The sequence below is a fragment of the Janthinobacterium foliorum genome, from assembly GCF_978021625.1.
Genome location: NZ_CDXDQE010000001.1, coordinates 257,426 through 283,779 on the forward strand (window position 1 = coordinate 257,426; position 26,354 = coordinate 283,779).

Here is a 26,354-nt window from a genome sequence, read left to right on the forward strand (position 1 = left end):
CGCCGGCCCTGCCCTTGCGGGCAAGGCCGGCGTCGGCGTCCCCGTGATTATTGGACGCCGCCAGCCGCCGCGACGGCTGTCTGCTCAGGCTGCCAACCGCCGCCCAGCACCTTGTACAAGGTCACCAGGTTGGTCGATTTGGCCAGGCGCGCCGTGATCAGGCTTTGCTGCGCCGTGTACAGCGCGCGCTGGGCCACCAGGGCGTTCAGGTAGGACTCGGCGCCCTGCTTGTAGCGCGCGTCATGGATGGTGTAGCTCTTCGTCGACGCCTCGACCAGCGATTCCTGCGACTGCAGGCGCTCGTCGATGGTGCCGCGCTGGGCCAGCGCATCGGACACTTCACGGAAGGCGACCTGGATCGCCTTTTCGTATTGCGCCACGGAGATTTCACGCTGCACCTTGGCGATATCGAGGTTGGCGCGGTTCACGCCGCCATCGAAGATCGGCAAGCTGATCTGCGGAATGAAACTCCACGTGCCGCTGCCCGCCTTAAACAGGCCGGACAGGTTGTCGCTCAGCGAACCGGCCGTGGCCGTCAGCGAGATGCGCGGGAAGAAGGCCGCGCGCGCCGCGCCGATGTTCGCGTTCGCCGCGCGCAAGGTGCGCTCGGCCGCCAGCACGTCGGGACGGCGCTGCAGCACGTCCGACGGCAAGCCGGCGGGAATCTCGGCCAGCGCCGTCACGCTGCCGAACTCGGCTTGTGGCAGCAAGTCGGCCGGCACGGGGCCGCCCACCAGCAGCACCAGCGCGTTCTGGTCGAGCGCTACCTGGCTGGTGTAGACGGCCACGTCGGAACGGGCCGATTCGACGCTCGTCTGCGCATCGTATTTATCCAGGCCCGAGGTGGCGCCGGCACTGAAGCGGCGCACGGCCAGGTCATACGACGACTGCTGGCTCTTCAGGGTGTCCTGCGCCACGCGCAGGCGCTGCTGGTCGGCCACCAGGTTCAGATAGGTGCTGGCCACTTCGGCCACCAGGCTGATCTGTTGAGCGCGGCGCGCTTCTTCCGTGCCCAGGTATTGCTCCAGCGCGCTGTCGGACAGGCTGCGCACGCGGCCGAAGAAGTCCAGCTCGTACGCCGACACGCCCAGGTTCGCCGTGTACTGGCGATTGATGGACGCTTCGCCCGTGGTGCTGGCGTTCTTTGGAATGCGCGTGGCCGTCTGGCCGCCCGATGCCGACAGGGTCGGGATCAGGGCGGCGCGTTCGATGCCGTACGTGGCGCGCGCCTTCTCGATGTTGAGGATCGAGACGCGCAGGTCGCGGTTGTTCGCCAGCGCCAGTTCCAGTACCTGGCGCAGGCGCGCATCGGCAAAGAACTCGCGCCAGGCGATGTCCGACACCGGCTTGGCGTCGGCGGCCGCCGTGTCGGCCTTGTAGGACGGGCCCGTAGGCCACGCCGTCGGCGCCGGCGCTGCCGGACGCTCGTACGTGGGAGCCAGGCTGCAACCGGCCAGCAAGGCCAGTGCCGCCATGGAGAGTAGCGTTTTTTTCATATTAATGCGCATCCTTAGAAAGCGTGACGGCTGGCGAGCCAGGCGTCGCCGGCGTGGTCGGCGCGTCCGGCTTCGAGAAGAAGCCGCGCACCAGCACGAAGAACACCGGCACGAAGAAGATACCGAGGAACGTGGCCGTCAACATGCCGCCCAGCACGCCGATACCGATGGCGTTCTGGCTGCCCGAACCGGCGCCGCTGGAAATTGCCAGTGGCAACACGCCCAGACCGAAAGCGATCGAGGTCATCAGGATCGGACGCAGACGCAGGCGCACGGCGTGCAAGGTCGCGTCCAGCAGCGACATGCCCGATTCCTGCATTTCCTTGGCAAATTCGACGATCAGAATCGCATTCTTCGCCGACAGGCCGACCACCGTGAGCAAGCCCACCTGGAAGTACACGTCATTCGACAGGCCGAACATCCACGTGCCCAGCACGGCACCGATCACGCCCAGCGGCACGACCAGCAGCACCGAGAACGGAATCGACCAGCTTTCATACAGCGCGGCCAGGCACAGGAAGACGATCAGCAGGGACAGCGCGTACAGCTGCGGCGTCTGCGAACCGGATTCGCGCTCTTCCAGCGACACGCCGGTCCAGCTCATGCCGATACCCGGCGGCAGCTTGGCCACCATTTCTTCCATCGCGTTCATGGCGGCGCCCGTGCTCTGGCCCGGTGCCGGCGTGCCCAGGATCTCTACCGACGGCAAGCCTTCGTAACGTTCCAGGCGTGGCGAAGCGTAGATCCACTTGCCGGTGGCAAAGGCCGAGAACGGCACCATTTCGCCGGCGGCATTGCGCACGAACCACTTGTTCAAGTCTTCCGGCAGCATGCGCGAACTGGCCTCGCCCTGGATGAACACTTTCTTCACGCGGCCGCGGTCGAGGAAGTCGTTGACATAGGAACTACCCCAGCCGACGCTCAGCACGCGGTTGATTTCCGAGATCTGCAAGCCCAGCGCCGTGGCTTTCTGCTGGTCGATGTCGATCTTGTACTGCGGCGTATCTTCCTGGCCGTTCGGGCGCACGCCCACCATGACGGGGTTTTGCGAGGCCATGCCCAGCAGCTGGTTACGCGCCGCCATCAGGGCGTCGTGACCGACACCGCCGATATCCTGCAGCTGCATGTCGAAACCGGTGGCGTTACCCAGTTCCAGCACGGCAGGCGGGGCGAAGGTAAACACCATCGCGTCCTTGATCTGCAGCAGCTTGCCCATGGCGCGACCGGCCACGGCAGGCGCCTTCTGCGACACGTCCTTGCGCAGCGCCCAGTCTTTCAGGCGCACGAAGGCGATACCCGTATTCTGGCCGTTACCGCCGAAGCTGAAACCGGCCACGGCAAACACGGACGCGACGTTGTCTTTCTCGCTGTTCATGAAGTGGTCTTCGACCTGTTCGATCACTTTCAGGGTGCGCTCTTGCGTGGCGCCCGTCGGCAATTGAATCTGCGTAAACAGGATGCCCTGGTCTTCTTCCGGCAGGAAGGAGGTTGGCAGGCGCATGAAGATGAACACCAGGCCAGCGAGCAACAGCACGTACAGCAGCATCGAGCGGGCGCGGTGCGTGATCATGGCGCCAACCCAGCCCTGGTATTTGTTGCTGCTGCTGTCAAAGCTGCGGTTGAACCAGCCAAAGAAACCCTTGTTGGTGGCGTGGTGGCCCTTCTCTACCGGTTTCAGCAAGGTGGCGCACAAGGCTGGCGTAAACACCAGCGCGACGATGACGGACAGCACCATCGATGACACAATCGTGATGGAGAACTGGCGGTAAATCACGCCCGTCGAGCCGCCGAAGAAAGCCATCGGCACGAACACGGCCGACAGCACCATGGCGATGCCGACCAGCGCGCCCGTGATCTGCGTCATGGACTTGCGCGTCGCTTCCAGCGGCGACAAGCCCTCTTCGCTCATCACGCGCTCGACGTTTTCCACCACCACGATCGCATCATCGACCAGCAGGCCAATGGCCAGCACCATGGCGAACATGGTCAGGGTATTGATCGAATAGCCAAACGCATTCAGGATGCCGAAAGTGCCCAGCAGCACGACCGGCACGGCCATGGTCGGGATCAGGGTGGCGCGGAAGTTTTGCAGGAACAGGTACATCACCAGGAACACCAGGATGATCGCCTCGACGAGGGTTTTGACCACTTCTTCGATGGACAGTTTCACGAACGGGGTCGTGTCGAACGCCACCTGGTAGCTCATGCCTTCAGGGAATTGTTTGCTCAAGTTGCTCAGCATGGCTTTCGCCGCGTTGGCCGTGTCGAGCGCGTTGGCGCCCGTCGCCAGCTTGATCGCCACGCCCGTTGCCGCATGGCCATTGTAACGGGCCACGGTGTTGTAGTTCTCGCGGCCCAGTTCCATGGTAGCCACGTCCTTCAGGTGCACCATGGCGCCGTCGGTGGTGGTTTTCAGCAGGATGGCGCCGAACTGTTCCGCCGTTTGCAGGCGGCTCTGCGCCGACACGGTAGCGTTCAGCTGCTGGCCCTTCAGGGATGGCGTGCCGCCCAGTTCACCGGCCGACACTTCCGCATTCTGCGCCTGCACGGCCGTGATCACGTCCGCCGGGGTCAGGTTGAAGCTTTGCAGCTTGGCCGGATTGAGCCAGATGCGCATGGCGTACTGCGAACCGAACAGGGTCACATCGCCCACGCCGGCTGCACGGCTCAGCGGATCGACGACGTTGGCGGCCACATAGTCGCTCAAGTCGGTCTGGTCCATCTTGCCGTTTTCGGAAATGAAGCCGAACACCATCAGGAAGTTCTTGGTGGCTTTCGAGACGACCAGGCCCTGTTGCGTGACAGCCGTCGGCAGCAGTGGCGTGGCCAGCTGCAGCTTGTTCTGTACTTGCACCTGGGCGATGTCAGGATTGGTGCCACTGGTAAACGTCAGCGTGATGCTGATGCCGCCAGTCGCATCGCTCGACGACGCCATGTAGCGCAAGCCGTCGATACCCTTCATCTTTTGTTCGATGACCTGGGTCACCGCGTCTTCCACGGTCTTGGCGGAGGCGCCAGGGTAGGAGCCGCTGATCGAGATCGACGGCGGAGCAATGCTCGGATACTGCGCAATCGGCAGGCTGAGGATCGAAATCACGCCGGCAAGCATGATGACGATCGCGACCACCCAGGCAAAAATCGGGCGGTCAATGAAAAAACGGGCCATTAATATTCTCCTGAATTAGTGGGCGCTGGCAGCCGATGCTGCGGCAGAGGCTGCAGCGGCAGGCGCGTCAGCTGCCTTGGCCGGTACGGCAACGGCTGGGGCGCCTGGCTTGACTTTTTGCAAGCCTTCCACGATCACGCGGTCGCCTGCGGCCAGCCCGGACGTCACCAGCCAGTCGTTGCCGATGGTGCCGCTGGTGGTCAGCACGCGTTGCTCGACCTTGTTTTCCTTGTTCAGGATCAGGGCCGTGGCCTGGCCTTTCTGGTTACGCGTCACGCCCACTTGCGGCACGGTGATGGCTTTTTCGTCCACGCCCGTTTCCAGCTGCGCACGCACGTACATACCTGGCAGCAATTCGCCTTTCGGGTTCGGGAACAGCGCGCGCAAGACCACGTTGCCGGTGGTCGGATCGACGGAAACGCCAGCGAACTGCAGCTTGCCCGATACGCCGTACTTTGTGCCGTCCGGCAGGATCAGGTCGACCTTGGCCTGGCCTTCGCCCACTTTTTTCAGCGAGCCGTCGGCCATCTGGCGCTTCAGGCGCAGCAGGTCCGTGCTCGACTGGGTGACGTCGACATACATCGGATCGAGCTGTTGCACGGTGGTCAGGGCATCGGCCTGGCCAGCCGTGACCAGCGCGCCGGCCGTCACGGTCGAGCGGCTGGTGCGGCCGCTGATCGGTGCCGTCACGGTGCTGTATTTCAAATTGATGTTCGCCGTTTCCAGCGCCGCGGTAGCGGACTCGACATCTGCCTTCGCCTGTTCGAACGCGGCGACCGCATCGTCGTATTCCTGGCGGCTCACGCCTTCGATGGCAACCAGTTCCTTGTAGCGGGCCGCCTTCGGACCGGCCGTCAGCAGATTGGCCTTGGCTTTCGACAGGGCCGCCTTGGCCGAGTTATACGCAGCCTGGTACGTGGCCGGATCGATCTGATACAGGGCCGTGCCCGCTTTCACATCGCTACCTTCGACGAACAAACGCTTCTGGATCAAGCCACCCACTTGCGGGCGCACGTCGGCGACCTGGTAGGCATTCGTGCGGCCGGGCAATTCGGCGCTCATCGGCAACGCGGCCGGATTAACAGTAAACACGACCACCTGTGGCGCTTGCTGCGCGTGAGGTGCTTCCTGTTTTTTACTGCAGCCGGCCATGATTACAGTGGCGCACAGAACGGCAATAGCGCCGCTCGTACGCGGCGACGTCAAGGAAAAAGTTGGTTGCATCTTGGACTTTCTGAAAAAGAAGCTGGCTAGTGTCGTTAGAAATGAATAAATTTATTAACGCAGATCAAAGAATGAACGATCATTCTAAAATCGTCAAGCGTCGTTACAATTGAAACATAGTAACTTTTAAGCGAGTTTTATTATTAATGATGCAATAAAATGACGACAACAACAGCGTGGGAGCACCAGAAGGACCAGTCGGGAAACCGGGCGGACGGTGACGAAACGGCAATGCGGGAAAGTTGGATTGAGTGAATACTTTAGCAGGGTCAAGATTTCTTTGCTGAAGCTGCTGACACGTGCGCAACACCCGCCCGCACGGAGATGAATATTTACTAATGGTATCGAAAAGACATGCCGGCGCAGGTGCGCTAATATGGTTGCCCACATCTTGCCATGACAAGGGAGCAATGATGACGGCACCGGCGCAGATTCCACCACAGGCAACGGCCGTTGCGGCCGCCACGCCCCAGCTGTCGACGGGCGTGCCCGGCCTCGACACGGTGCTGGCCGGCGGCTTGCTGGCCGAGCGCCTGTACCTGGTCGAGGGGGAGCCGGGCACGGGCAAGACCACCCTGGCGCTGCAATTCCTGGCCGAAGGGGCGCGCCTGGGCGACCGCGTGCTGTACCTGGCGCTGGCCGAATCGGAAATCGAGCTGCGCGGCGCGGCCCTGTCGCACGGCTGGGACCTGGCCGGCATCTGCATCGAGGAAGTCACACCCGACGACGACCTCCTTGCGCCGGAGCGCCAGTACACCATCTTCCACCCGTCGGAAATCGAGCTGGCCTCGACCAACCAGCGCATCGTGGCGGCCATCGAAAAGCACCACCCTGCCCGCCTGGTGCTCGATTCCCTGTCGGAACTGCAACTGCTGGCGGAAAATCCGCTGCGCTACCGGCGCCAGGTCGTGGCGCTGAAACAATACCTGGCCAGCCGCCACTGCACCACCATGCTGATCGACGACCGCTCGGCCCTCGACGACGGCTTGCAAGTGCGCAGCGTGGCCCATTGCGTGATCTCGCTGGAGCTGCAAAACCAGGCCTATGGCAACGACCGGCGCCGCGTGCGCGTCGTGAAATACCGGGGCGTGCCATTTCGCGGCGGCACGCACGACTACAAGATCGCGCACGACGGCCTGGTCGTCTACCCGCGCCTGGTGGCGGCCGACACGCGGCGCGACGGCAATCACCGCCGCCTGTCGAGCGGACTTCCCGAACTCGACGCGATCATCGGCGGCGGCCTGGAAGAAGGCATGAGCACCCTCATTTCCGGCCCCGCCGGCAGCGGCAAGTCGACCCTGGCCGCGCAATTCGCGCACGCGGCCACGGCGCGCGGCGAACCATGCGCCATGTTCCTGTTCGAGGAAGCGCGCAGCAAGCTGCTGAACCGGGCAGACAGCGTGGGCATGCGCCTCCAGCAGGCGCTCGACATGGGCCTGCTCAGCGTGCAGCAAGTCGATCCGGCCGAGCTGACCCCGGGCGAATTTGCCCAGGCCGTGGTGGACGCGGCCGACCGCGGCTCGCGGGTCATTGTCATCGATAGCCTGAACGGCTACATGCATGCCGTACCGGACGAACGCTTCCAGAGCACCTACCTGCATGAACTGCTCAATTACCTGAGCCAGCGCGGCGTGGCCACCCTGCTCGTCGGCGTGCAGCAAAACATGCTGGGCACGGCCATGACCACCTCGGCCGACGCCAGCTACCTGGCCGACAGCGTCATCATGCTGCGCTACTACGAAACGGAAGGCGAGGTGCGGCAAGCCATTTCCGTCTTCAAGAAGCGCGGCAGCGCGCATGAACGCAGCATCCGCAACTTTGAAATCAGCGCGCAGGGCATCCGCATCGGTCCGGCCCTGGCCGGCTTTCATGGCATCCTGTCGGGCATGCCCACCATCGGCGGCACGCCATTCCCCTAGGACTGGCCATGGAACAGCGCATCCTGATCTACGCGCCGGGCGGCCAGGACGCCAGCCTGGCCGGCAAGGTGCTGGGCAGCAGCGCCATCGACAGCCACGCCTGCCGCTCGGCCGCCGAACTGGCCGACCATCTGGCGCTGGGCGCGGGCGGCGTGCTGACGGTGCAAGAGGCGCTGCACGCGGGCGCCTACCAGGTGCTCGACGACTACGCCCGCCAGCAGCCGGACTGGTCCGACCTGCCCATCATCCTGCTGACGCGCCCGGGACTCGATTCCCTGCCCCTGCGGCAAGCCATCGCCACCCTGGGCAACTTGACCCTGCTGGAGCGGCCCGTGCACATGCTGACCCTGATCACCTCGGTACATGCCATGCTGCGCGCCCGCCAGCGCCAGTACCAGGTGCGCGAGACGCAGCGGCGCAAGGATGAATTCCTTGCCAGCCTCGGCCATGAACTGCGCAATCCGCTGGCGCCCATCAAGACGTCGGTGGCCCTGCTCAGCCATTTGTATCCGGAGTCGGAACAGGTATCCAAGGTGAAGGGCGTGATCGAGCGCCAGGTCACGCACCTGACGCGGCTGGTGGATGACCTGCTCGACGTGGCGCGCATCACCAGCGGCAAGGTGCAGCTGCAGCGCAAGGATATCGCGCTGCAACAGGTGCTGGGCCACGTGATCGAACTGTGCCAGCCCATCGCCAGCAGCCGCCACATCAGCATCGGCCTGGACGTGCCGCCGCAGACGGTGGTATTGCACGCCGACTATGCGCGCGTGGTGCAGATCTTTGCGAATATCGTCTCGAACGCCGTGAAATTTACGCCCGATGGCGGGCACATCCACATTGCGGCCCACATGGCCGAAGGCCAGCTGCAGGTAGCCATCGAAGACAATGGCATCGGCATCGAAGCGGAAGCGATTCCGCGCATCTTTTCCATGTTCGAACAGGGGCGCCCCGTGGCGGGCCAGATGGCCAGTGGCCTCGGTATCGGACTGAGCCTGGCGCGCCAGTTCGCCGAAATGCATGGCGGCAGCATCGCCGCGCACAGCGACGGCCCTGGCCGGGGCAGCCGTTTCGTCGTCAGCTTGCCGGCCAGCCTCGTCGAAGGGCCGGCCGCCATGCCGCTGGTCGCCGCGCCCGCCAGCGCCGGCCATGCCGTGCAGGTGCTGGTGGTGGACGACAACCGCGACGCCGCCGATTCGCTGCAAACGCTGTTCCAGCTGGAAGGCTATGCCGTGCGCGTGGCCTATGACGGCGCGCAAGCGCTGGCGGCCGTCGACGCCGCGTGGCCGCAACTGATCGTGATGGACCTGGGCATGCCCGGCATGGATGGGTATGAGGCGGCGCGGCAGATCCGCCAGAAGGCACACGGACGCGACGTGCTGCTGCTGGCGCTGACGGGCTGGGGCCAGGGCGAAGCGCGCCAGCGCACGGCGCAAGCGGGCTTCGACCATCACCTGACGAAACCCGTCGACTTCGCCGCCATCGCCGCCCTGCTGGGCCAGCACCTGGCGCAGCGGGCGGTTACGCGGACAACATGAAAGTTACTTCCACTTGCCGCGCAGCTCCTGCACCTTTTGCTGCAGCAGTTCCGGCGTGGCGTCCTCTGGCGGCACGGGCACGCCGACGGCCAGCGACAGGCGCGAGCGCAGGCCCGCCTTGAAGGCCCGTTCGAACAGGTGGCCGTTGCGGTGGCTGAGCAAATGCCCCCACAGGCCGCGCAGCGCCAGCGGAATCACGGGCACCTTGCTGCGCTCGACAATCTTGGCGATGCCGCCCTTGAATTCGCTGATCTGGCCCGTGCGGGTCAGCTTGCCTTCCGGGAAGATGCACACCAGTTCACCCTCGTGCAGCGCTTGCGCGATGTCGATGAAGGCCTTTTCCATAAGGAAAGGATCTTCCTTGGCCGGCGCGATGGGGATCGCCTTGGCCGTGCGGAAGATCCAGCCCAGCAGCGGCGTCTTGAAGATGCGGTGGTCCATGACGAAACGGATGGGCCGGGGGCTGGCCGCCATGATGACGATGGCGTCCACGTAGCTGACGTGGTTGCACACCAGCACGGCCGCGCCTTCCGCCGGGATGCGCTCGCCATCGACCACTTTCACGCGGTGCACGGTCTGGATCAAAATCCACGCCAGGAACCGCATGAGGAATTCCGGCACCAGCGAGAAGATGTACGCCGCCACCAGCGCATTCAGGATGGCCGTAACGAGGAAGAGCTGGGGAATGGTAAAGCCCTGGCCCAGCAGCACGATGGCCACGCCGGCCGCCGCCACCATGAACAGGGCGTTCAAGATATTCATGCCGGCGATCGTGCGCGAAATGTGCTTGGGGTCGCAGCGCGTCTGGATCAGGGCGAACAGGGGCACGATGAAGAAGCCGCCGAACACGCCGATCATGACGATGTCGAGCAAAATGCGCGGCACGCCCGCCTGGCTGACGAACGCCAGCGCATCGACCACCTGCGTGTTCGCATACGCATTGCTGGCGAAATACAGGTCGATGCCGAACAGCGACAGGCCGATGGAGCCGAACGGCACCAGGCCGATCTCGATCTTGTGGCCGGACAAGCGTTCGCACAGCAGGGAACCTGTGCCGATGCCTACGGAAAACACGGTCAGCAGCAGCACGAACACGCTGTGGTCGCCATGCAGGAAATCCTTCGAATACACGGGGAACTGGGCCAGGATCAGGGCGCCGTAGAACCAGAACCAGGAGTTGCCCAGCATGGCCAGGAAGACAGGGCGGTTCTTGCGCGAGAAATTCAGGTTGCGGAACGATTCGGCGACGAAATTCAGGCTCACCTTCAAGTCCGGCTCGGGCGCGGGCGTGCGCGGCACGCGGTAGCTGGCGATCAGGCCGAACACGGCCACGGCGATGGTGGCGCCGGCCACCAGTTCCACGCCCAGCGGCTTGTGCACGATCAGGACGGCGCCGAGGATTTCGCCCAATAAAATGCCGACGAAGGTGCCCATCTCGATCAGGCCATTGCCGCCCACCAGTTCCTCGGGTTTCAGCTGCTGCGGCAGATACGCGTACTTGACGGGGCCGAACAGGGTCGAATGCACGCCCATGCCCACCACGGCGGCCACCAGCAGCCACAGGGTATGCGTCATCCAGCCGGCGGCGGCCACGGCCATGATGGCCAGCTCCATCCATTTGACGAAACGCGCCAGGCCCGCCTTTTCGAACTTGTCGGCCAGCTGGCCCGCCGTGGCCGAGAACACGACGTAGGGCAGGATGAACAGGCCGGGGATCAGGTTGGTGATGGTAGACGGATCGAGCGTGGTCCAGCTCAGCGCATCGTAGGCGAGGATCACCATCAGCGCCGTCTTGAACAGATTGTCGTTGAAGGCGCCAAAGAACTGGGTCCAGAAGAAGGGCCCGAAACGGCGCTGCGACAATAAGGAAAACTGGCTGCTTTGACTCATGGCATGGGGGACGGGCAATTAAGGAATTGCTAAAATACAGCACTATCCCGCGCACGACAATCTGAATGTCCCGATATTGCCTTTCGTCAATATGAAAGCCGCCCCGCCGCGCCATGCTGGCGCCACGCCTGGATACTTGCCCCGGCTGACCCTGCCGCCACAAATATCGCCTGTTTCTTGATAATAAGGTAATGTGCGCATACCGTGGGCACCTCCGCCCGCTCTTCCAGGAAAATTGCCTCATGTTTGGATTGATCACCTTGTTCATCCTTGGCGTGCTGATCACCGGATTCGTGCTGGCGCTGCAGTACCGCAGAAAAGTCGCGGACATGGAGTTGCTGACGGCCCGCCTGCGCAAGGAAGTCGACAGCATCCAGCAGCGCCTGCGCGCGCTCGAAGGCGAGGCAGCCACGCCAGCGGCCGCCGTGGAACGCGCAGCCCCCGTGCCGGAGCCTGCGCCTGTCGCGGCTTCCGCACCCGCACAGGTACCTGTGCCGGCACCTGTGGCCGTGTCGCCAGCAGCGGCGAACGCGCCGGTCGCACTGGCCAAGGCTGCGCCAGCCGCAGCCGCAGCCCCTGTCGCAGCACCCGCGCCGGCGCTGGCGGCACCGCCGCCCCCGTCGAGGCCAGCGCCCACCGCCAGCACGCCGTCGTGGATCGCGCGCCCGGACGGTCTCGTCGCCAAGGCCAGGAACTGGCTGTTTACGGGCAACCTGGTCGCCAAGCTGGGCTTGCTGATCCTGTTCCTCGGCGTCAGCTTCCTGCTCAAGTACGTGTCGGCGCAGGTGACGATCCCCATCGAACTGCGCCTGGCCGGCATCGCGCTGGCGGACATCGCCCTGCTGGCCTGGGCCTGGCGCATCCGTGTCGCGCGTCCCGGCATCAGCCTGCCCCTGCAGGGCACGGCGCTGGCGATATTGATGCTCGTCACCTTTGGCGCCTTCCGCCTCTACGAGCTGATGCCGGCCGGCCTGGCGTTCGCCCTGCTGTTCGTGCTGACGGCATTTACCTGCCTGCTGGCCGTGCTGCAAAACGCCGTCTGGCTGGCCGTCTTCGGCATCGTCGGCGGCTTTGCCGTGCCCCTGCTGGTATCGACGGGCAGCGGCAGCCATATCGGCCTGTTCAGTTATTACGCGCTGCTCAATGCGGGCGTCTTCGCCATCGCCCTGAAACGCGCATGGCGAGTGCTGAATGTGCTCAGCTTTGGCTTTACCTTTGTCGTCGCCACCGCCTGGGGCCTGCTGCGCTACACGCCGGACAACTACCTGTCGAGCCAGCTGTTTCTGCTCCTCTTCGTGCTGTTCTATGTCGGCATCGCCATCGCCTATTGCGCGCGCCAGGCGCCGCGCCTCAAGCATTACGTGGATGGCACCTTGGTGTTCGGCACGCCGCTGGCGGCCATGGGCCTGCAATACGGACTGGTGCGGCACGTCGAGTTCGGCCTGGCCTTTTCCGCGCTGGCCGCCGGCCTGTGCTACACGGGCCTGGCCGTGGCGCTGTGGCGCAGGGCCGGCTTCAAGCTGCTGGCCGAAGCATTCCTCGCGCTGGGCATCGTGTTTGGCACCCTGGCCATCCCCTTCGCCCTCGACGGCCGCTGGACCTCGGCCGCCTGGGCCCTGGAAGGCGCGGGCATCGTCTGGGTCGGCTTGCGCCAGCGCCAGACGCTGGCCTGGGCCTTCGGTCTGCTGGTGCAGGCGGGTGCCTGGATTTCCTTCCTGTTCGCCATGCTGGAACTCGATGCGGCAACGGCCCTGCAGGCCAACATCTGGCTCGGCTGCCTGCTGCTGGCCGCCGCCGCGCTGGTGATGGCCTTCAATTTCCGCCGCCACGGCAGCCACCTGTACCCGGAACTGATGTCGGGCTTGTCCGTGCTGTTCCTGACGGCCGCCACGGCATGGCTGCTGGGCGGCGTCTGGAATGAAATCCTGCTGCGCGCGCAGGCGGCCACCTTGCTGAACCTGCTGACCATCAGCGCCCTGGGCGTGGCAGCCTTGCTGGCCTGGCTGGCACGGCGCGAAGACTGGCATGCGCCGCGCGCGCTGCTGCTGGCCGTGCAAGTGCTGGCGGGCCTGGTGCTGCTGAGCCGCTCCAGCTGGGCCTGGGATGCGCATCCGGCCAGCCTGCTGGACGGTTCCTTCCTCAGCGCCCTGCTGCTGGGCGCCGCCGCCTTCGCCAGCGCCTGGTTTGCCGCGCGGCGCGCGCGCGCCGGCGATGCCCTGATCGCCCTCGCGGCGCGCCCCCTGCTGCAATGGAGCGGCGTGCTGTGGTTTGCCGCCGTCCTCGTGCCGCTCACCAGCTGGCTGCTGGGCCTGGTCGACGGCGACGTGGGCATGCAGCCGCATGCGGGCGAGCACTGGCTGGCGCTGTACCTGCTTGCCGTGTGCGTCACGACACCCGCCTTCGCCATCGTGGCGCGGCGCCTGGATTGGCCGCAGCTGCGCTGGTTCGGCGTAGCTGCCTGGATCGGCCTGGGCCTGTGGAGCGCCAACCTGCTGCAGGCCTTGTACTTGCGCGATTACCTGCCGACGGGCCTGTCCTGGCTGGCCCTGGCCGGCGCGCTGGCGGCCGGCGAATACCTGCTGCTGGCATGGCCGAAAGCCGGCTGGCACCTCGACGCGCGGGCGCAGCGCCTGCTGCATACGCTGCGCACGGCCGCGCCGTGGCTGATGCTGTGGCCCGTGGGCGCCATGCACGTCAGCGCCTGGCTGGCACGCCACGACGGCGGCGTCAGCCCTGCCTGGGCCCGCTACTTGCCGGCCTGGGCCATGATGCTGGCGCTGGCCTGGCTGATCCGCCGCTGCCGTACAGCAAGCTGGCCGGTGGCGCCCATCGCCGCCTGGTATCAGCGCACCCTGATACCGCTCGGTGCGCTGTGGTCGCTGCTCTTGATTGCCGCATGGAATATTGTCGACGATGGCGCCATGGCACCCCTGCCCTACTTGCCGCTGCTCAATCCGCTGGACCTGAGCACGGGCTTTGCCGTCCTGCTGGCCATCGCCAGCTACCGTTTATTGCCTGCGGGCCAGGTGCCGCTGCCGGCCCCGTGGCAAGCGCGCTTGCCTGTGGTGGCCGCCTGCTTCCTGTATGGCTGGTTCAACCTGATGCTGCTGCGCACGGTTTCACACTACCTGGGCGTGCCGTACACGTTTGACGCCATGCTGGCTTCGCAATTCGTGCAAGCCATGCTGTCGCTCGTGTGGAGCATCACGGCCCTGCTGCTGATGCGCCATGCGGCCCGCCAACAGCGGCGCCAGCAGTGGAGCCTGGGCGCCGTGCTGCTGGGACTGGTCGTCGTGAAACTGTTCCTGATCGACCTGTCCAACGTGGGCGGCATCGAACGCATCGTGTCTTTCGTGGGCGTGGGTATGCTGATGGTCTTGATCGGCTACCTGGCGCCCTTCCCCAAGGCTGCCGCGCCGGTGCCAGCCGAACCGCAGCAAGGAGCCGCATGAAACCCGCATTCCTCTTTTGCACCTGGTTGCTGGCCGGCGCCGCGCTGGCCGCGCCAGCCCAGGACCGGCCGCAGGACTATGCCTGGAGCATGCCCGTCCAATCGCCGGCCGGCGCGGGGCTCGTCCAGCTGTCGTTGCCCAGGGAAGTCTATCTGCACGCCAGCTCGGCCAGCCTGGCCGACCTGCGCCTGTTCGACGCCGACGGCAAACGCCTGGCCTACGCCATCGGCGCGCCACCCGCGCAATCGGCCAGGCACACGACGGCCATTCCCGCCCGCATATTCCCCGTGACGGGCGCGCCGGCAACGGGCGATGGCGTGCAAGGCATCGATATCCGCACGGCCGACGATGGCCGGCTGCTGTCGGTCAGCGCGCGCGCCGGCACGGCGGCCAGTACGGCGGCGCTGCAAGCGCTGATCCTCGACCTGGGCCAGCAAGCGCAAGACAGGCGCATCGCCGCCATGCGCTTCACGCCACCGGCCCGCTCGGACAATTACAGTGCACAAGTGCTGCTGGAAGTGAGTGACGACCTGAAACAATGGGACGCCATCGGCACCACCACCCTGAATTGGCTCAGCAATAACGACACGCAGACCTTGGCCAACGACAGCATCGCCTTCGCGCCGCGCGCGTTTCGCTACGCACGCCTGAGCTGGCAAGCGGGCGAACCGCTGGCCTTTGCCGCGATCACGGCGCAAGCCGTCAGCGAAACGGACATCGCCCCACCGCGCGCCGCCATCGTGCTGCAAGGCACGCCCGGCAAGCTGGCCCATGAATGGCGCTATGCGGCGCCCCCCGCCATTCCCGCCGACAGCGTTGCCCTGCAATTAACACAAGCCAATACCGTGCTGCCCGTAACCCTGGGCGTGTATCGCCAACACGGCGATGTTCCCCGGCAACGGCTGCGCCTGCGCCACCAGGCCCTTCCAGCGCAAGGCGCGTATTTTGATCCGCTGCTGGGCGCGACGTTTTACCGCATCGGCCTCGAGGGCAAGGAGCGCGTCTCGGGCGACCTGGCCATGCCCGTAACACACACTGGCGAATGGGTGCTGCAGACTGCCACGGAACAGCCGCTCTCCGCCGGCGATGCACCAGCCTTGCGCCTGGGCTGGACACCGGCCATCGTGGTTTTCCTGGCCAGCGGCAAGCCGCCCTATCGCCTGGCGTTCGGCAACCCCAACGCCGCCGCCGTTGCGCAGCCGCTGTCGCAGGTGGCGCCCGGCTTCAAGGCCGACGAACTGCTGGCGCTCAAGACCGCCAGCACCGGTCCGCTCAACGCCACCGGGGGCGCGGCGGCGCCAGCCGACCAGACAAAGGATGGCGCATCATGGCGCCTGGCCGCGCTGTGGGCCGCATTGCTGCTGGGCGTAGGGGTGCTGGGCTTTTTTGCCTGGCACCTGCTGGCGCAGATGAAACAGGAACAACAAGCAGGACAACAAACAGAACAACAAGCAGAACAACAAGCGGGCAAGCAAGCAACACAGGGCGAAAACCTGCGCGACTAGCGGCCAGGGCGGGCCTTGCAGACGTATCAGCGCCGCTGCCGGCTGACTCACTTGTCAATTTGCCGGCTGGCTCGCCTTCTTGCCTTCTTGCCTTCTTTCCGGCTTGCTGGCCTGCTGGTCTGCTGGCTGGCTTGCTGGCTTCATTGCCGACTTGCCCTTAACGGCTGACTTGCTCTTCACTGCCGACTTGCTCTTCACCGCTGACTTGCCGTCTTGCCGGATCGCGCAGTTGCCGCCTCACTGCCGCAACAGCGCCTTGAACGTTTGCGGCATCCATGGCCGGGCCGCCAGCAGGAAGCTGATGGCCAGGCGTTCGTCGCCAGGCAGGCGGGCGTCTTCCTGATGCTGCTGGGAAAATTCCACCGCCACTTGCTTCAAGCGTTCCAGCAAGGCCGCCGTGGATTTTTTCGACAGCATCACGTTCACCAGGCGCAGCAATTCCGTCTCGCCATCGAATTGCGCATTCAGATAGTCGCCATAGGCTTCCTGCTTGAAATAAGTATGGATGGGGCCATTCGGTATCCACGCAAACGTGCGCGCCACCAGCAGTTTGACCCGGTTATTCGGCAGCAGTTCCAGGAAGCCGATTTTATCGAGGCGCAGCAGGTACTTCACGGCCTCCGCCTCGCTGATGTCGTAGATGGCGACGATCTGTTCCAGCGGCAGCAGGTTCAGGGCCGACACGGCCACGACGAACAGCTTGGTGTCCTCGATGATTTCCTTCTCTTGCGCATACGTCAGCCCCGTGATCAGGGTCGGCGTGGCCTGTGCCGCCTGCACGGCCAGCGCCAGCTGCTGGAAATCGCTGCCGATGGCCACCAGGATCTGGTCCAGCCGCTGCAGGGTAAATTGCTTCTGCGAGAACATGCGCTTGACGCTGGCCTCGGAGACGCCGATGCGCCCGGCCAGCTCGGCATACGTGACGGCGCGCGCTTTCACCAGGCGCTTCAGGGCCTCGATCAGGGCGTGGGTTTGCGGCATGCATTTCCTTGATAAAAATAATATCGCTGTGGCACACCAAAAAAGTAGCGCAATACGCTACCGGCGGTATGTTCGTCCGCTACGAGTAGCGTTTTCATTGACCTATTGCCGTCAGTCTACAATGATGACGTTGCCAATTGGCACACTCGAAGGAGAAACACATGAAACGCCTGCTGCCCCTCTGCCTGTCCTTGTCGCTGCTGACCTTGTCCGTGGCCGCCCCCGGCCTGGCCCACGCCGCCGCCTCGGAGAACTTGTCGAAAGGTTCGCAAAACCTCAGCGACGGTTCCGCCGTCGTCGTCGGCGGTTCGCTGTCGATGCTGGTCGCCTCCGGCCAGGTGGTCGTTGCCAGCGTGGAAACGGTGGGTGTCGGCATCGTCATCGTGCTGAAAGGCGCCTCCGAAGCGGGTGGCGCTTCCATCCAGATGAGCACGCAAGCGGCCAAGGGCCTGTCGCTGGCCGCCGGCACCGTGGTCAATGTGGTGGCCCTGTCCACCGGCCACATGCTGGTCTTGTCCGGCAAGGCCATCGCCTTCATCCCGAACGAACTGGGCAAGGCGCTGCTGCATCACTCCAAAGTATAAATCGCCATGAAAAACCACCATCCCATGAAACATCTGCTCGCCACCGCCCTGCTGTGCGCCGCCACCCTGGCGCCGCTGGCGCAGGCGGCCAATTCCGATACCACCAACGCCTCCGACAACGCCAGCATGGCGTCGGCCATCGTGCTGGTCGGCTCCATGTCCATCCTGGCGCAGGCCGGCACCGTTGTCATCGACACGGTGGAAGACATGGCGGACGGCAGCGTGCTGGTGCTCAAGAGCACGGCCAAGGGCGCCTCGCAGGCGGCCACGGCATCCGTCAAGGTGGGCAAGCAAGCCACGCAGGGTCTGTCGCTGGCGGCCGGTACGGCAGTCGAGGTGGTCGCCGTCTCGACGGGCCACATGCTGGTGCTGTCGGGCAAGGCCATCGCTTACCTGCCGAATGCGGCCGGCAATGCCATCCTTCACCACTCGAAAGTGTCACCGTGAAACGCCTGGCTGCCATCGTCCTCAGCCTGGCCCTGGCCGGCGCTGCCCATGCGGGGCGCTCGTGCGAGGAAAAACCCACGGATGCCGCCACGCTCGTCAAATCGATGGACCTGGCGCAAAAGACCCTGCAGGCGCTCGACCAGTCGGGCGCGCAAGTGGCCCTGGTGGCGCGGGCCGGCCAGGACCTGTCGAAATACAATGTGCGCTATTCGCACATGGCGCTGGCCTGGCGCGACCACCCGAAGGGCCGCTGGCTGGTGGTGCATGAACTCAATGAATGCGGCACGGCGCAATCGTCGCTGTACAACGAAGGCTTGGGCAATTTCTTCATGGACGATGTGTTCATGTATGAAACGCTGATCCTGATTCCCGGCCAGGAGACGCAGCAGCAACTGGTACGCCTGCTGGCCAGCAACACGCCCAAGCGCCTGCACGACGCGCGCTACAATATGCTGGCCTACCCGTTTTCCACCAGGTACCAGAATTCGAACCAGTGGGTGCTGGAAACCCTGGCCGCCGCCAGTGTCGAGCCGGGCAAGATCGAGACGCGCGCCGAAGCGCAAAGCTGGCTGCGCAGCGTCGACTTCCGCCCGCAAACCCTGAACATTCCCGCCACCACGCGCCTGGGGGCGCGCATGTTCCGCGCCAATATCGCCTTCGACGATCACCCGTTCGACCGGCGCATGGCGGGCAAGATCGACGCCGTCACCGTCGATGCCGTGGCCCGCTTCGTGCGCCAGCGCGAACCGCAGGCGCAGGAAATTGTCGTGCGCAACTAAGGCCGGCTACGGCCGCCGCAGCACGCGGAACAGCGGCCCGATCGCCAGCACCAACACCACCATGCGCGCCACGTGAAAGGCCGTGACGATGGGCACGCCCAGATGCAGGGTCTTGGCTGTCAGCGACATTTCCGCGATGCCGCCGGGCGACGTAGCCAGGATGGCCGTGCCGGGATGCATGCCCAGCCAGTGGGCCAGACCCAGGCCGAAGGCGGCCGCCAGCAGCAGCATCAGGATGCTGCACAAGGCCACGCTCGCCAGGTAGCGGGGCGCCGTGTATAAAAAGGCGGGACTGAAGCGGGTGCCAAGGGCGATGCCGATGAACAGCTGTCCCGCGCGTATCATCCACTCGGGCAGGCGCGACAGGTGGATGCCGCACGCCGTCAGCAGCAGTGCCGCCAGCAGCGGGCCGATGACCCAGGCATTCGGCAGCCGCCCTTTCTTGAAGACGAGGGCCGCCAGCACGGTGGCACCCACCAGCAGCGCCAGCCCGCCATAGTCGACCAGCGCGGCGCCGGGCACGAACGTTTCATGCCCTTCTTCCAGGCCATGGCTGCCCCAGTAGCGCACGCCGAATGGAATCGTCGCCACCACCAGCATCATGCGCAGGCTGTGCGCGGCCGCCACCTTGCCCACGTCCGCGCCATGGCGTTCGCTCTGCACGGCCATTTCCGACGCGCCGCCCACGGCCATGGCAAAGAAGGCGGTGGCGCTGTCGACGCCGGACAGGCGCCGCAGCAGCAGCGCGCCAGCGCCGCCCAGCGCCAGCGCGAACAGGACGGCGGCGGCGATCCACGGCGTAAAGTCCAGCAGCACGGCCAGCACGGGCGCCGTGAAATACAGCCCCAGCGCCGTGCCGATGGCCCACTGTCCCGCTTCGCGCACGCGCACGGGACAGGCCAGCTCGCGCCCCGCCAGCCGCAGCGCGGCCGTGGCAAACAGGGGCCCGATCATCCACGGCAGGGGCGTGCGCAGCCACAGGCAGATGGCGGCGCCAGCCAGGCCGGTGGCCAGCGCCGCGCAAAAGGCACGCCAGCGCGACCACCACGGCACGCTTAAAACACCCAGAGCTTATCGGCCGGCATGTGCAGCCAGTACTTGCCCGCTTCCAGCTTGTGGCGCGAATAGGCGCGCAGGCTGATGTTCTCGGCGCCGCCGCGCTGGAACAGGCACTCCCAGCGGTCGCCCAGGTACATGCAGGTCAGCAGCGGCAGCTCGATGGCGTTGTCCACCTGCGTGGCGCTGATTTTCACCTCTTCGACGCGAATCATGGTGGTCACTTCCGCGCCGACGTTGGCGCCGCGCGCCACGCCCTGCATGGTGGCGCCGTCCACCTGCAGGCGCACGGCGCCGCCGTCGCGCTGCAGCACCTTGCCGGGCAGGCGGTTATTGCTGCCCATGAATTCGGCCGTGAACAGGGTGTCGGGCGTTTCATACATGCTTTGCGGCGTGCCCTGCTGCTCGATCTTGCCGTTATTGAGCAGCAAAATGCGGTCGGAAATAGCCATCGCCTCGCCCTGGTCATGCGTCACCATCAGGGCCGACAGGCCCAGGCGCACGATCAGCTCGCGCAAAAAGGCCCGCGCCTCTTCGCGCAGCTTGGCGTCCAGGTTCGACAGCGGTTCGTCGAGCAGGATCACGGGCGGGTTGTACACCAGCGCGCGGGCAATCGCCACGCGCTGCTGCTGGCCGCCGGACAATTGGTGCGGATAACGCTCGCCCAGGTGCCCCAGGCCCAGCTGCGTCAGCACTTCCTTCACGCGCCCGGCGATATCGGACACGCCCATCTTGCGCAATTTGAGGCCGTAGGCGACGTTGTCGAAGACGGTCTTGTGCGGCCACAGCGCGTACGACTGGAACACCAGGCCCAGGTTGCGCTGCTCGGCCGGCATCTCGAAGCGTTTCGCGCCATCGTAGACATTGCGCTCGCCGATCTGGATCGTGCCCGCTTTCGGGCTTTCCAGCCCGGCGACGGCGCGCAGCAAGGTGGTCTTGCCGCTGCCCGAAGGCCCCAGCAAGGCGACCACTTCGCCTTTTTTCAGGTGCATCGAGACACCCTTGAGGATCGGGTTGGCGGAGGCGCCGGTGCCGTAGTCCAGGTGCAGTTCATTGACGCTCAGTTCATTCATGATCTTGTCTCAGTCTCTAATTAGTTATGTAACTTCACGCCAAAGCGCAGCGCGATGCCCAGGCCGATGGCCACCAGGGTGATGTTGATGAAGGACAGCGCCGCTACCAGGTCGGTCGAACCGCCCGCCCACAGCGATACCAGCATGGCGCCGATCACTTCCGTGCCCGGCGAGAGCAGGTACACGCCCGTTGAATATTCGCGCTCGAAGATCAGGAAGACCATCAGCCAGGCGCCCAGCAAGCCGTATTTGATCAGCGGCAGGGTCACGTCGCGCGTCACCTGGCCGCGGCTGGCGCCGACGGCGCGCGCCGCCTCCTCCAGTTCCGGCCCCACCTGCAGCAGCGCGGTGGAAATCAGGCGCATGCCGTAGGCCATCCACACCACCGAATACGCCAGCCACAGGGCGAAGATGGTCGAGCGCAGTTCGCGCAGCACGGGAATCACGTGGCCGCTCAGCCACAGGGCCACGCCGTTGTCCATGCCCTTCAGCATGCCGTCGAGCCAGGCCGGCACGAACAGGAACACCCACAGGAAGGACAGGCCGGCCAGCAGGCCCGGCACGGCGCGCGGCACCAGCACGCTGTAGTCGAGCAGGCGCGTGATGCCGTCCTGCTTGCGGTGCATGGCCAGCGCGATGAAGCTGTAGCAGCCCACGGCCAGGGCGCCGCCGACGACGCCGATCAGGATGGTGTTGACGATGCCGCGCACCAGCGATGGCTGGTCGAAGATATCGCGGAAATGCTGCAAGGTCAGCACGTCGGCCAGGTGCACGCCCTCGCCCCAGTACTGCACGAAGGAGCGCAGCACGATGCCGCTCAAAGGCAGGATGATGGTGAAGATCAGCCAGCCCGCCAGCAGGGCGAATGCCAGCCACTTCCAGCGGCCCAGCGGCATGGCCTTGCTGCGCGCGCCCTTGCCCTTGATCGACACGTACTTGTTGGCCGACTTGAGCAGCCAGCGCTGTATCATCACCAGCGGCATGGTCACCATCACCAGGCAGACGGCGACGGCGGCCATCAGGTGGTAGGACGGCGTGCCCAGTTTATTCGTCAGCTTGTACAGATAGGTCGGCAGCACCAGGTGGCCTTCCGGGTCGCCCAGCACCAGCACCAGGCCGAACACCTCGAAACCGAGGAAGAACACCAGCACGCCCGCATACGCCAGCGCCGGCATGATCATCGGCAGCGACACGTTCAGCATCACCTGCACCGGCGAGGCGCCGGCCACGCGGGCCGCTTCTTCCACGTCCGAGCCCAGGCTTTTCAGCGCCGACGACGCATACAGGTACACGTGCGGCACGTGCGTCAGGCCGGCGATGATGACGATGCTGGTGAACGAATAGATATTCCAGGGCACGAAGCCGATCAGCTCCTTGGCCCAGATCGAATAGAAGCCCACGGGGCCCATCGAGACGACGTAGCCGAAGCCCATCACCATCGGCGAGACAAAGATCGGCACCAGCAGCATGGGCGCGACCCAGCTACGGCCGGGCAAATCGGTGCGCACCATCAAAAAGGCCAGCATGCCGCCCAGCGGCACGGCAATGACGGTCAGGCCGAAGGCCAGCATCAGGCCATTCTTGAAGGCCATCGAGAAATCGGGATCATCGAAGATGAAACGGTAGGAGTCAAAGCCGAATTCGCGCACCGGCATGAAGAAGGGCGCGTTCAGGAAGCTTTGGTAGAAAATCAGGAACAGGGGCAGGAAAATGGCGATCAGCGTGATCGTCACCACCACGCCGCGCGGCCAGTTCAGGCGCGACAGGAGAGAGCGCGACCGTGCAGGCAGCGGCAAGATAGCAGTTTGCATGATGAATCCAGTGAATGAAGGGTGCGGCGTGCGCCCGCAAGCCAGGCTCGCGGGCGGCTAAGTCGGCGTTATTTCTTGCCAGCTGTTTCTTTCCATTGCTTCAGGAAGGCCATGCGCTTGGCCGGCCCCAGGAATTGCAGGATGATCGGGTGCACGGGAATCGGCTTGACGTTGGCCGCGCCGATTTCCTTGATCAGGTCAGCCGAGGTGGTCTCGCCCGTGACGTCGGCGCGGATGGCGAACAGCTTGGCGCCGTTCGAGACGACGGTCTGGCCGCGGTGCGACAGCACGTAATCGAGCCACAGCTTGCTGGCGTTGACGTTCTTCGCGTTCTTGTTGATGAACTGCACGCGCGACAGGATCAGGGTGTAATCCTTCGGCAGCACGACGCCGATCGACGGGTCGGTCTTGGCGCGCACCAGGGCATAAGAGCCCAGCACGTTGTAGCCGATCAGGTTTTCACCGGACGAAATGCGCTCCATCATGGTGCCCGTCGACGACTGCACGCGCACCTTGGCCGCGCCAAACGCGTTTTCCAGCGCCAGGAACTGCGGGTATTCCTTGGCATCCTGCGCCATGAACATGAAGCCGACGCCCGATTTTTCGATGTCGTAGGTGGTGACCTTGTCCTTGAATTTCGGCGTGGCGATCAGCTTGACGAAATCGTCGTGGTTCTTCGGCACTTCCTTCGGATCGAGCAAGCGCTTGTTGTAGACGATGGCGGCCGGCTCGAACGTGGTGCCGTAGGCCTGGTCGTCCCACATCGCCCAGCCGGGAATCTTCGCCGCTTCGACGGACTTGTACTTCAGTGCGTAGCCATCCGAGGCGAGGCGCATCTGCAGGTCCATCGCCGACGACCACATCACGTCGGCCGTGTTGCCGCCGGCCGCCACTTCGGAAATGAAGCGGTTGTACACTTCGGTGGAATTCATGTCGTTGTATTCGACGGAAATGCCAGGATACAGGGCGCTGAAATCCTTGATCAGGGGCGCGGCGGCCTTGCTGTCGGTGGCGCTGTAGATCACCAGCTTGCCTTCCTTCTTGGCCGCGTCGATGATCTTCTGGTAATCGGCCGGATAACCGGGCGGCACTTGCGCGAAGGCGGCGCCGGCCAGGGTGGCAAAGGCGCCGGCCATGGCGATGCTGAGGATGGTCTTGGTGTGCATGGGTTGTCTCCGTCTGTGAATTTGTTGTAAATAAGTGTGTTCAACGCATCAGGCCAAGCTCGGTGGCCTGCCTGGCATACTCGTCGACCGCTTTGCTGACGTAGGCCGTCAGCTTCGGCCCCGTGAGGGCAAATGGATACAGGCCCGCCTGCGCGCGCCATTCGGCGAACTGCGGCGTGGCCATGGCGCGCTCGAACGTGGCAACCCAGCGCTGGTAGTCCGCCTCGGGGACCTGTGGCCCCATCCACACGCCGCGGATGATGGGCCAGACCACGTCGACGCCCTGCTCGCGCGCCGTCGGCACGCCGGCCAGCACGCCGGGCAGGCGCTTTTCCGCCAGCACGGCCAGCACGCGCGCATGGTTGGCGCTGGCGTTCAGCGTGGCTTCGGACGTGTCGCCCGAGACCACCTGCACGTAATCGGCCTGCATCGCCGTAAACACTTCGCCGCCGCCTTCCAGCGCGACGAAGCGCAGCACTTTCGGGTCGATGCCCGCGTGGCGCGCCACCAGCGCCATCTTCAGCCAGTCCTGGCTGCCGATGGTGCCGGAGACGCCGATCAGCACCTTGTCCGGATGCTGGCGCAAGGCGGCGATCAGGTCCGCCAGGGTCTTGTACGGCGAATCGCTGCGCACGGCGATCATGCCGTAGTCGGCGCCCAGGGCCGCCACCCAGCGCACGTCGCCCGCCTTGGCGTTGCCGAACTTGCCCTGCGCCAGATTGAGCAGCGAGCCGCCCGAAAACGCCACCAGGGTGTTCGGCTCGGCGCGGCGGCGTTGCGAGGCCATCGAATGCCAGGCCACCGCGCCGATGCCGCCGGGCAGATAGCTGATGCGCATCGGCGCCAGGGCGGCTGCCGCGCCTTCCTGCGCCAGGCCTTTTTTCGCCAGCTTGCACGTCAGGTCCATGGCGCCGCCCGGCTTGGACGGCACCACGCATTCGACCGGCGCGGGGGCGCTGGCCTGCGCCCCCGCAGTGGCGGTCAGCAGGCAGCACAGGGACAGGAGCAGGAAGCGCAGCATGGTCATGGCTTAGAAGCGGTGCTGGATGCCGGCGATCAGGCCGCGCTGCGTGTCGCCGAAACCGGCATCGTCGCGCGACAGGCTGACCAGCTGGTTGTGCTTGGCCTTGGCATACGCGCCGGCCACGTACAGGTCGGTGCGCTTGGACAGGGCATAGCGCAGGCGCGCCACGTACATGATCGGATCGGCGTCGAGGTTGGCCGCCACGTTTTTCACGTCCTGGTAGTAGATCACGCCCGTCAGGGTGATCACCGGCGTGGTCTTGTAGCTGACGCCGCCCCAGTACAGGGTGCCGCGCACGTCAGGCTTGCCGGCCGCTGCCGGATCGAGCTTGTAGTCGCGCGCCGCCGCCTGCACCTTCCACGGGCCGTCGTCATACATGGCGCCCAGGTGGTACACGACGTTCTTGTCGCGCGCGCCGCCGGCGATGGCATTGCCGTTGACACGCTCATAGGTGGCCAGCAGGCTCACGGGACCCGCTTTATAGGTGACGGCCGTGGACAGCTTGGCGCTGTCCGAGGTGCCCGTCGACTGTTCGCCAAAGCCGTACGACGCGCCATAGCTGAAGTCACCCGTCTTGCCCGAATACTTGACCATGTTGTCGAAGGCGGTCGTCATGCCGTACTTGCTGGGGCCCGTCGCATTGCCCGACGTGGCCCACGAATAGAACGGCGCATACGCCATCGGATCGAACGGCAGCACGAAGTCATACACGGTGGTGAACGAGCGGCCCAGCACGACGCGGCCGAATGCGCCTTCCAGGCCCACGTTGGCCTGGCGCTTGAACAGCGCGCCGTCGGCCGCGCCCGTGTCGACCAGGATGCCGCCTTCCAGATTGAACACGGCTTTCAGGCCGCCGCCCAGGTCTTCGCTGCCCAGGATGCCCCAGCGCGAAGTATTCATGCCGCCCGAACTGACTTGCGTCACCGAGCTTTTGTTCGGCCCGGCGTTGCTGGTGGTGCTGACGCCGGCGTCGAGGCGGCCGTACAAGGTGACGTTCGACTGGGCCTGGGCGCTGCCAGCAGTGGCCAGGACGGCCATGGCGGCCAGCGAGAATGCGGATTTCTTCATGTAGCGTGTCTCCCTTAGATATAGTTATTAGTGATATGCCTGATCAATTTCATGAATCAGGATCACACTATATGAGCGCCATCCTTTCAATTCGCTTTCAGACTGACAGGTGTCGCCGGCCAGCCACAACTGCCACAAACATATTCATGGCCGCCCCTGTCGGCAACGCGCCGACAGG

General features: G+C 65.0%; 18 protein-coding genes. 7 read left to right on the plus strand and 11 right to left on the minus strand.

Annotation, left to right across the window (positions count from 1 at the left end):
- Positions 1 to 47 precede the first annotated feature (47 nt).
- Genes adeC through ACZ92H_RS01230 form a run of 3 tightly spaced genes read right to left on the minus strand, consistent with a single transcriptional unit; the run spans position 48 to position 5,886 of the window.
- On the minus strand, positions 48 to 1,496 hold the full coding sequence (gene adeC / locus ACZ92H_RS01220; RefSeq protein ID WP_131370804.1) for an AdeC/AdeK/OprM family multidrug efflux complex outer membrane factor: 1,449 nt from the start codon (positions 1,494 to 1,496) through the stop codon (positions 48 to 50).
- A gap of 1 nt (position 1,497) precedes the next feature.
- Positions 1,498 to 4,662 (minus strand): efflux RND transporter permease subunit, encoded by a 3,165-nt coding sequence (locus ACZ92H_RS01225; RefSeq protein WP_465048287.1) that lies wholly within the window; start codon positions 4,660 to 4,662, stop codon positions 1,498 to 1,500.
- 15 nt (positions 4,663 to 4,677) lie between these two features.
- Entirely contained in the window at positions 4,678 to 5,886 is a 1,209-nt protein-coding gene (locus ACZ92H_RS01230) for an efflux RND transporter periplasmic adaptor subunit (protein ID WP_465048286.1), read from the minus strand.
- A 413-nt stretch (positions 5,887 to 6,299) separates the two neighbouring features.
- Between ACZ92H_RS01230 and ACZ92H_RS01235 the strand changes: the two genes are divergently transcribed.
- Complete coding sequence (locus ACZ92H_RS01235) at positions 6,300 to 7,805, plus strand: ATPase domain-containing protein (protein ID WP_465048464.1); 1,506 nt, start codon at positions 6,300 to 6,302, stop codon at positions 7,803 to 7,805.
- A gap of 8 nt (positions 7,806 to 7,813) precedes the next feature.
- Positions 7,814 to 9,340, plus strand: a complete 1,527-nt coding sequence (locus ACZ92H_RS01240; RefSeq protein WP_465048285.1) for a hybrid sensor histidine kinase/response regulator — start codon at positions 7,814 to 7,816, stop codon at positions 9,338 to 9,340.
- Between the two features lie 3 nt (positions 9,341 to 9,343).
- Here ACZ92H_RS01240 and ACZ92H_RS01245 read toward each other — a convergent pair whose 3' ends face one another.
- Positions 9,344 to 11,230: an MFS transporter gene (locus ACZ92H_RS01245; protein WP_131370816.1), complete on the minus strand. Its 1,887-nt coding sequence runs from the start codon at positions 11,228 to 11,230 to the stop codon at positions 9,344 to 9,346.
- Between the two features lie 242 nt (positions 11,231 to 11,472).
- Here ACZ92H_RS01245 and ACZ92H_RS01250 point away from each other — a divergent pair, with 242 nt between their 5' ends.
- A complete protein-coding gene (locus ACZ92H_RS01250) occupies positions 11,473 to 14,682 on the plus strand; it encodes a DUF2339 domain-containing protein (RefSeq protein ID WP_465048284.1) in 3,210 nt (1,069 codons plus the stop codon).
- A complete protein-coding gene (locus tag ACZ92H_RS01255; protein ID WP_465048283.1) occupies positions 14,679 to 16,187 on the plus strand; it encodes a DUF3999 family protein in 1,509 nt (502 codons plus the stop codon). Before ACZ92H_RS01250 ends, ACZ92H_RS01255 begins: the two co-directional genes overlap by 4 nt.
- 237 nt (positions 16,188 to 16,424) lie before the next feature.
- Here the strand turns inward: ACZ92H_RS01255 and ACZ92H_RS01260 are convergent, their stop codons facing one another.
- Positions 16,425 to 17,168 (minus strand): helix-turn-helix domain-containing protein, encoded by a 744-nt coding sequence (locus ACZ92H_RS01260; protein WP_465048282.1) that lies wholly within the window; start codon positions 17,166 to 17,168, stop codon positions 16,425 to 16,427.
- A gap of 161 nt (positions 17,169 to 17,329) precedes the next feature.
- On the opposite strand from ACZ92H_RS01260, the gene ACZ92H_RS01265 reads away from it, so the two are divergent.
- Genes ACZ92H_RS01265 through ACZ92H_RS01275 form a run of 3 tightly spaced genes read left to right on the plus strand, consistent with a single transcriptional unit; the run spans position 17,330 to position 18,978 of the window.
- Positions 17,330 to 17,752, plus strand: coding sequence for a hypothetical protein (locus tag ACZ92H_RS01265; protein WP_465048281.1), 423 nt, complete (start codon positions 17,330 to 17,332; stop codon positions 17,750 to 17,752).
- Between the two features lie 24 nt (positions 17,753 to 17,776).
- The gene (locus ACZ92H_RS01270; RefSeq protein WP_465048280.1) at positions 17,777 to 18,199 is read left to right on the plus strand and encodes a hypothetical protein; all 423 of its coding nucleotides are present in this window, start codon (positions 17,777 to 17,779) and stop codon (positions 18,197 to 18,199) included.
- Complete coding sequence (locus ACZ92H_RS01275) at positions 18,196 to 18,978, plus strand: DUF2145 domain-containing protein (RefSeq protein ID WP_465048279.1); 783 nt, start codon at positions 18,196 to 18,198, stop codon at positions 18,976 to 18,978. Before ACZ92H_RS01270 ends, ACZ92H_RS01275 begins: the two co-directional genes overlap by 4 nt.
- 6 nt (positions 18,979 to 18,984) lie before the next feature.
- Here the strand turns inward: ACZ92H_RS01275 and ACZ92H_RS01280 are convergent, their stop codons facing one another.
- The 6 genes from ACZ92H_RS01280 to ACZ92H_RS01305 all read right to left on the minus strand — a co-directional run bounded on the left by ACZ92H_RS01280 (position 18,985) and on the right by ACZ92H_RS01305 (position 26,176).
- Positions 18,985 to 20,031 carry an AbrB family transcriptional regulator gene (locus ACZ92H_RS01280; protein ID WP_465048278.1) on the minus strand — a complete coding sequence of 349 codons (1,047 nt, stop codon included), beginning with the start codon at positions 20,029 to 20,031 and terminating at the stop codon, positions 18,985 to 18,987.
- 2 nt (positions 20,032 to 20,033) lie between these two features.
- On the minus strand, positions 20,034 to 21,107 hold the full coding sequence (locus tag ACZ92H_RS01285; protein WP_465048277.1) for an ABC transporter ATP-binding protein: 1,074 nt from the start codon (positions 21,105 to 21,107) through the stop codon (positions 20,034 to 20,036).
- A gap of 20 nt (positions 21,108 to 21,127) precedes the next feature.
- Positions 21,128 to 22,918: an ABC transporter permease gene (locus ACZ92H_RS01290; protein WP_131370830.1), complete on the minus strand. Its 1,791-nt coding sequence runs from the start codon at positions 22,916 to 22,918 to the stop codon at positions 21,128 to 21,130.
- Positions 22,919 to 22,986: 68 nt separating this feature from the next.
- Positions 22,987 to 24,084, minus strand: coding sequence for an ABC transporter substrate-binding protein (locus ACZ92H_RS01295; protein ID WP_465048276.1), 1,098 nt, complete (start codon positions 24,082 to 24,084; stop codon positions 22,987 to 22,989).
- Positions 24,085 to 24,124: 40 nt separating this feature from the next.
- The gene (locus tag ACZ92H_RS01300; protein WP_465048275.1) at positions 24,125 to 25,111 is read right to left on the minus strand and encodes a Bug family tripartite tricarboxylate transporter substrate binding protein; all 987 of its coding nucleotides are present in this window, start codon (positions 25,109 to 25,111) and stop codon (positions 24,125 to 24,127) included.
- Positions 25,112 to 25,114: 3 nt separating this feature from the next.
- On the minus strand, positions 25,115 to 26,176 hold the full coding sequence (locus ACZ92H_RS01305) for a porin (RefSeq protein WP_131370836.1): 1,062 nt from the start codon (positions 26,174 to 26,176) through the stop codon (positions 25,115 to 25,117).
- Positions 26,177 to 26,354: the final 178 nt, after the last annotated feature.